7 protein-coding genes and 1 pseudogene are annotated in these 6,447 nt (G+C 48.5%); all 8 read right to left on the bottom strand.

The window, feature by feature from the left end:
* Positions 1–393, bottom strand: a pseudogene (locus tag Q0198_RS07100) (hypothetical protein); the annotation flags it as partial.
* The gene (locus Q0198_RS07095; protein WP_297896454.1) at positions 374–790 is read right to left on the bottom strand and encodes a hypothetical protein; all 417 of its coding nucleotides are present in this window, start codon (positions 788–790) and stop codon (positions 374–376) included. The pseudogene Q0198_RS07100 and the gene Q0198_RS07095, both read right to left, overlap by 20 nt.
* Positions 787–1,329: a 4'-phosphopantetheinyl transferase superfamily protein gene (locus Q0198_RS07090; RefSeq protein WP_297896453.1), complete on the bottom strand. Its 543-nt coding sequence runs from the start codon at positions 1,327–1,329 to the stop codon at positions 787–789. The genes Q0198_RS07095 and Q0198_RS07090 overlap by 4 nt, the downstream gene beginning before the upstream one ends.
* 748 nt (positions 1,330–2,077) lie before the next feature.
* Complete coding sequence (locus Q0198_RS07085; protein WP_297896452.1) at positions 2,078–3,256, bottom strand: pyridoxal phosphate-dependent aminotransferase; 1,179 nt, start codon at positions 3,254–3,256, stop codon at positions 2,078–2,080.
* Positions 3,253–3,732: a hypothetical protein gene (locus Q0198_RS07080; RefSeq protein ID WP_297896450.1), complete on the bottom strand. Its 480-nt coding sequence runs from the start codon at positions 3,730–3,732 to the stop codon at positions 3,253–3,255. The genes Q0198_RS07085 and Q0198_RS07080 overlap by 4 nt, the downstream gene beginning before the upstream one ends.
* A gap of 10 nt (positions 3,733–3,742) precedes the next feature.
* On the bottom strand, positions 3,743–4,438 hold the full coding sequence (gene cysE / locus Q0198_RS07075) for a serine O-acetyltransferase (RefSeq protein WP_297896448.1): 696 nt from the start codon (positions 4,436–4,438) through the stop codon (positions 3,743–3,745).
* Positions 4,435–6,273, bottom strand: a complete 1,839-nt coding sequence (gene speA / locus Q0198_RS07070) for a biosynthetic arginine decarboxylase (RefSeq protein ID WP_297896446.1) — start codon at positions 6,271–6,273, stop codon at positions 4,435–4,437. Before speA ends, cysE begins: the two co-directional genes overlap by 4 nt.
* The coding region (locus Q0198_RS07065) for a His/Gly/Thr/Pro-type tRNA ligase C-terminal domain-containing protein (RefSeq protein WP_297896455.1) at positions 6,270–6,447 on the bottom strand (178 nt) is incomplete at its 5' end. The genes speA and Q0198_RS07065, both read right to left, overlap by 4 nt.

Below are 6,447 nucleotides of genomic sequence, written 5' to 3'. Positions count from 1 at the left end.
TTCACTGCGCGGCGCAGGATTTTCGCCGTCTTGCGAGATAAAATTTCCCGCGTCTTTACCGCAGGCGAAAAATTCCGCATAGTTTTCTTGCACGCCGGTGTTGGTGGTCGCAAACACCACGCCTACGCGGTGCGCGCCGAATTTTTGCACGGCTTGTTCTATTTGCTCTTGCACGCCGAGGCAGGCGTAAAGCGCCAGAGCGTTCGTGCGCGTGGCGTAGGCGCGATCTTTGATATGCGGCAGCGGCGTATCCACGCGCCCAAAGATGAAATTTTTACCGCAGACGCTAAGCTTTTGCAGCGCGGATCTTTTTTTGCACAGCGCGCTAAAAAGCTCTGCGGCGCTGTTTGCGCCCGCGCAGATGAGCCCCGGGCTACTTAGATACTGCGTCATATCGGCGCCCCTTTGCGTTTATGGTGAAATTCGCTTTATCCGCATTCTCAAGCAGGGCTAAAAATACTCGCTCGCTTTGCGAATCGGGCGGCAGAAAGCCGTCGTTGCGAAATTTAGCCTCGCCGCCTTTGATCGATAAAATTTTACGTGCGATCGGCGCGCCTAGCATATCGAGCCAGACGAGCTTGTAGCGGTTCTCCTCGCCGTTTGCGGGCGAAATTTTTGAGATTAGGGCTCTGCTTTTTACGCCGAGCTCGTCCGTCAAGATGAACTGCTTTTGGCTAAATTCCGCTATTTGCCCAGGCGCCTTGCGCGCGCAACTCCCTATAAAAAACGCGGCGCAAAGCAGAATGAAAGCCGTTTTAGAAATAGCGTAAAAACGATAAACAGGTCTCAAAAATTCTCCCTAAAAACGAGCGAAATCAAAATCTCGCCCTCCAAAATATAGCTCTTGTGTGACCACGCCCTGCCGCGCTCATCAAGCGCCAAAGCCTCTCCATCTGCGCCGCGCGCCAGCCCCACGCGAGCAAGAGCGTAAAAACCCAGTCTTCGCGCCTTAATCAGCGCCTCTTTGATCGTGTAAATTTTATAAAAAACGAGCGCCTTTTCGCTCTCGTCCGCCGCCGCTAAAAGCTCGCGCTCAAAGGCGTTGAAACAAAACTCGCTCGCCGCGGCAAAATCCCGCGGTTTTAAAATTTCAAGATCGAGCCCGAACTTTTGCCTCGCAAAACCCACGGCAACGATCGTTTTGCCCTCCGCGCTTTTGTGTGAGATGCAAAATTCGCCACGTTTTTTAAAGCGCGCCTTAAGCGCCCGTGAAACGCGAAACTCGCGCAGATGGGCTCTCGCGCGCGCCAGCTTTTTATCGCGCCTGCTCAAAAGCCGCCGCGGAGCGCACAGATCCTCGTCGGTGATTAAAATTTTTATCTCGCTCATAAAGCCCCGATTTTACTAAAATAGTCTTTATAAAAATATAAAATAGCGCGGCGGCGTTGAAATTTCGTTTAAAATTTATTTGATGCGATTGGGCCCAAAGGTGCATTAAAACATAAAATTTATCGCGTTTGCGCTAAGGCCTCGGGCGCGGTAAAATTTTAAAATTTAGCGCGTTTGCGATCTACGCCGCGCGCTTTTTTTTGGTTCGTCGTGTGTCACTGCTATGCGGCGTCGGTTGTGTTCGTTGCGCTCGTCTTGTTCGTCGTATTTTGTGTGACCGTCATGTTTGGTTAAATTTTTTAGCGCGGCTGTATCAAGAGGCAGGCAGTGCAAGGTTTTGAAAATATCGGCGCGGAATTTTAAAAATTCCGCGATAAAATTTCTATCGTGGGCGGCGTTTATGCTAGAGCTTTTGCGACGGAATCTAGATGCGTCATGCGATGAAATTTTGAAATTCCGAAGCGAAATCTAAAATCGCGAGCAGTGCGTGGTGCAGCAGGCATCGTAACATAACAGCGCAAAATTAGCCGCATTTTAATAAAAGCATAAAATTTAAGCGCTCCTGAATACGGCAGCTTGAAATTTAATTAAAGCGGCACGAAATTCAATCGCGCTTAGCTAGCACAACCGCATTAAATTCTGAGCTACGCCGTGCCACACTAAATTTGCCGCCAAGCCGCATTAAATTTTATGTAAAAATTTCGCTGCTAAGCTACGACAAATTTAGATTCAAATTTCGCTAGTATGCCTATCTGTGGTAATTTTTTACGAATTTTTCTATGCGCTCAAAGCCGCGTTTTAGATTTTCCATAGAGCATGCAAAGCTTATGCGGAAGTGCCCATCCATGCCAAATCCGCTTCCTGGCACCGTGGCTACGAGCCCTTTATCTAGCAGCTGCATGCAGAATTTCATACTATCAGGTTCTACCTGAGAGCAATCTATGAAGAAATAAAATGCGCCATCTGGTTTTACGACACTAAGCCCTGGGATCGCGCCTATCGCGTCCGCGCCGAAGTCGCGCCTGCGCTCGTATTCGCGCCTCATCTCCTCGATATAATCGTCCGCCTCGCCGCGCAGCACCGGCATAGCGCCTGCCTGGACGATGCTTGCTACGTTGCTGACGCTTTGACTTTGTAGGCTGATCATAGCCTTATTTAGCTCATCGATCGCACAGGCGGTGTAGCCGAAGCGCCAGCCGGGCATCGCGCCACATTTGCTTAGCCCGTTGATCGTCACGGTGCGCCCGAACATATCCTCGCTGATGCTTGCTGCGGCTATGAAGCTCTTGCCGAAGACGATTTTTTCGTAAATTTCATCGGCAATTACTAAAATATCCGTGCCTTTTAGCACTTCCGCAAGCTCTTGCAGCTCCTGGCGCGAATATACGGCGCCTGCGGGGTTGCTCGGGTTGAAAAGGCACAGCGCCTTCGTGCGCGGCGTGATCGCGGCTTTGAGCTGTGAGGCGGTGATTTTATATCGGTTTTCCGCCTTGGTGTCTACGATGATGGGCTTGCTGCCGCAGAATTTTACAATTTCAGGGTAGGTGACCCAATAAGGCGCCGGTATTATAACCTCATCGCCTTCGTTTAAGATGCAGTTAAAGGCGTTAAATAGCGAGTGTTTGGCGCCTACGTTGGTGATGATCTGATCAGGCCTGTAGTTTAGAGCATTATCACGCTTTAGCTTCTGCGCGATTAAATTTAAAATTTCAGGCGTGCCGGCAACCGGCGTATATTTTCCACAGCCCTTAGCCATAGCCTCTATGACAGCCTTTTTGGCGACCTCTGCAGTATCGAAATCGGGCTCACCCGCACTTAGGATTACGACGTCTTGCCCATGAGCTTTCATCTGCTTGGCTTTGGTGCTGATTGCGATTGTTAGGCTTTCGCCGAGCTTGCTTACGCGACTTGAAAGTGTTAATTTCATTGATGCTCCTTGGATTGGTTTAGACAATTTAAAATTTGATTTTTGACGCTAAAAGCCCTGCCGCTACTTGGGTCTTGGTTGTAGATATCGTCGATTTTATAATCTCCTCCGCTACGGACGAGTTTGTAGATTATAGTCTGCGCACCGTAGGGGCAGGTTTGAGTTACTACGACAGTATCGCGCTGCCCTAGCTCAAAATCATATTTCGCATCGTCGCAGACATCTTGACCGCCGATTACCGGATCATAGTCCAAGCAGCCCACCTCACCTTCGCCAGCAGATGCTTCATCTTGCATAAGCACGGATCTGAAAGAAGCTGATAGGGCATTTTTGTGATCGCCGAAATAGGTGTCCTTGATGTATAGACTTTTTACTAAACTTATTCTGGCGTCGTTCGCGGAATTTTTCGCGCTATTAGCATCGCTGCCGCTTGCCGACAAAATAGCAAAAATTGTAAAAAATAGAGCTTTTTTCATTTTAACCCTCTTATTTTAATGATTTCAGATACTCTTCGTAGAATTTATTTAGATCCTCATCCATTGCGGAGATATCTTTTCTGCCGCTGCAGATGCACTCTTCCAAAATTTCGATACGCTTGATGAGATATTTGATAAGCTCTTGGCTGATATCTGGAATTTTATTATGCGCCAAAGGATCGCTCTCGCAGCTTCCTAAAATTCTAGCCGGTACTCCTACGGCGGTGCAGTTTGGCGCGACATCCTTTACGACGACGGAATTTGCGCCGATTTTGGAATTTTCGCCGATGGTGATGTTGCCTAATACTTTGGCTCCTGCGCCCACTACGACGCCGTTTTGCAGCGTCGGATGGCGCTTGCCGTGCTCTAAGCTCACGCCGCCGAGAGTGACGCCCTGATAGATCAGACAGTTATCGCCGATGATTGCCGTTTCTCCGATGACAAGCCCCGTAGCGTGGTCGAAAAATACGCCCGAGCCGATACGTGCGCCCGGGTTTATATCTACGGCGGTGATTATGCGAGTAAGTCCGCTGATCGCACGAGCTATAAGCTTAAAACCTCGCTCGTAGAAAAAGTGCGCGAAGCGGTAATTTATCAGCGCCCAGACGCCGGGATAGCAGAAAAATATCTCAAATACACTGTTGCATGCGGGGTCTTGGCGCAAGGGCTCGGTGAAGTCCCGTTTTAAAATTTGCCAAAAACTCATTTGATCGTCTTTAGATAGCTGTTGTCGTTTAAAAACAGATATAGCTCGCCCAGGATATGCTTTTTCTCTTTTGCGTCTATGAGGTCTGATTTTTCGATCCGCTCGTTTAGGCTTTCGCGGATATCTACTACGTCGTAGTCCATATCCTCCAAGATGTCGATGACCGATTGAGATTCGATGAAATCCTTGATCTCAAAGCCGCCGTCATCCTTTAAGATCACGGTCGCTTCGGTGGGGTGCGCAAAGAGGTTGTGGCTCATGCCAAGCACCTCCTGATAGGCTCCGACAAGAAAAAAGCCCAAAAAGTACTCCTCCTCTTCGGGATCTACGTCGTGCAGAAATAGCGGATTTTTTTGACTGTCGAATTCTATCTCGCCGTCGCTATCGCAGGTGATATCCCAGATCGACGCCGATAGCGTGGCGCGCTCGTCCAGCCTCTCTAACGGCATGATCGGGAAGTGCTGCTTGATGCCCCAAAAATCGGGCAGGCTTTGAAAGATCGAGAAATTTACCAAATAGCGCTCTTGGGCGTTGCCTAGGGAGTTTAAGAAATTACTATATTCTTGCTTGTTGCCTAAAATTCCATACGCCTTTCGCATTATTAGATGAACTAAAATTTCGCCGTTTGAGCGGTCGATCAGATCGACGTATCCCAGATCAAATAGCGTAAGCACGCTTTCCATATGCGACATGGCGTCGTGCAGATACTCTAGCGCGTTGGACGGCTTTAGAGTTTTATACAGATCGTATAGCTCGGCGACTACCGGCGGATTATCCTTTTTTAAGGCGAGCTTTTCTTCGGCGTATTCTTGGGTAAAAAGCTCCAAAATCGGCGCCACAAGCACTGCATGGCTGGCGGCTACGTATCTGCCGCTCTCGATAAAGATATCAGGCTCGGCCTCTTTTTTATCCTCTGCGATCGATTTTAGCAAAAAAACCACGTCGTTGGCGTATTCTTTTAGCGTATAGTTGCGGCTGGAGCTTTCTTTGGCTTGGGAGTATTCGATAGCAAGACCTCCGCCTAAATTTATGGATTTTAAATTTTTCGCACCCATTTTACGAAGCTCGGTATAGATATTGCCCGCCTCGATGAGAGCCTTTTTGAGCGGATGGATCTCTGTAATTTGCGAGCCGATATGAAAATGAATCATCGTAAACTGCTCGATGAGATCGTTTTTCTTGAGTAAGTTTATCGCCTCTATAAGCTCGGTCGAGGTAAGGCCGAATTTAGAATTTATCCCGCCGCTTTTCGCCCACAACCCACTTCCGGAGTTATGCAGCCTGATGCGAAGCCCGATGAAAGGCTTTGGAGCAAAGCGCTCCTTAGTCGTTTCGATGATGGTTTCAAGCTCGTTTAACCCCTCGATCGTAAGCGTTACGTTATGCCCCATCTCTGCGGCGATGAAGCCGATATTTATAAGCTCCTTATCTTTAAAACCGTTTACGGTAATTGGCGCGCCGTATTTGTTATACGCCATCGCTAGCAGCAGTTCAGGCTTGCTGCCGGCTTCGAGTCCATATCCGTAAGGCTCGCCGATATCGACTAAATTTTTAACGAAGCCCGGGAATTGATTTACCTTAAGCGGATAGACGGCGTGGAATTTTCCCTTGTAATCAAACTCCTTAATAGCGCGGTTAAAATTTGAGTAAATTTCAACGATCTGCTTTTTGATGAGGTGCGGGAAGCGCAGCAGTATCGGGCCTCGCACGCCGTCTGCGCGGATCTCTTTTATGATATCCACCAAAGGCTGCTTGAAATCGGAGTTTAGGCATAGCTTGCCGCCGTCTATCGTGAAGTTGGAATTTCCCCAAATATTTAGTCCGTAATCGCTCATGCTCTATCCTTAAAAAATGCTTCGACCTCTTTAAATTTGATCGCAAAGGTGGTTTGATCCTCTAAATTTTTACACCACACCTCGGCGCGATCAAACTCGTCCTGCCCGATGCAAAGGCAAAATTTCGCCTCCGCTGCGTCGGCCGCTTTTAAATGCTTGGCTAGGCTCCTGGGC

The sequence above is a fragment of the uncultured Campylobacter sp. genome (assembly GCF_938045205.1).
In the GTDB taxonomy this organism is placed as follows: domain Bacteria; phylum Campylobacterota; class Campylobacteria; order Campylobacterales; family Campylobacteraceae; genus Campylobacter_B.
Note: the sequence above shows the minus strand (reverse complement) of the source record. Positions and strands in the feature narration are given on the sequence as shown.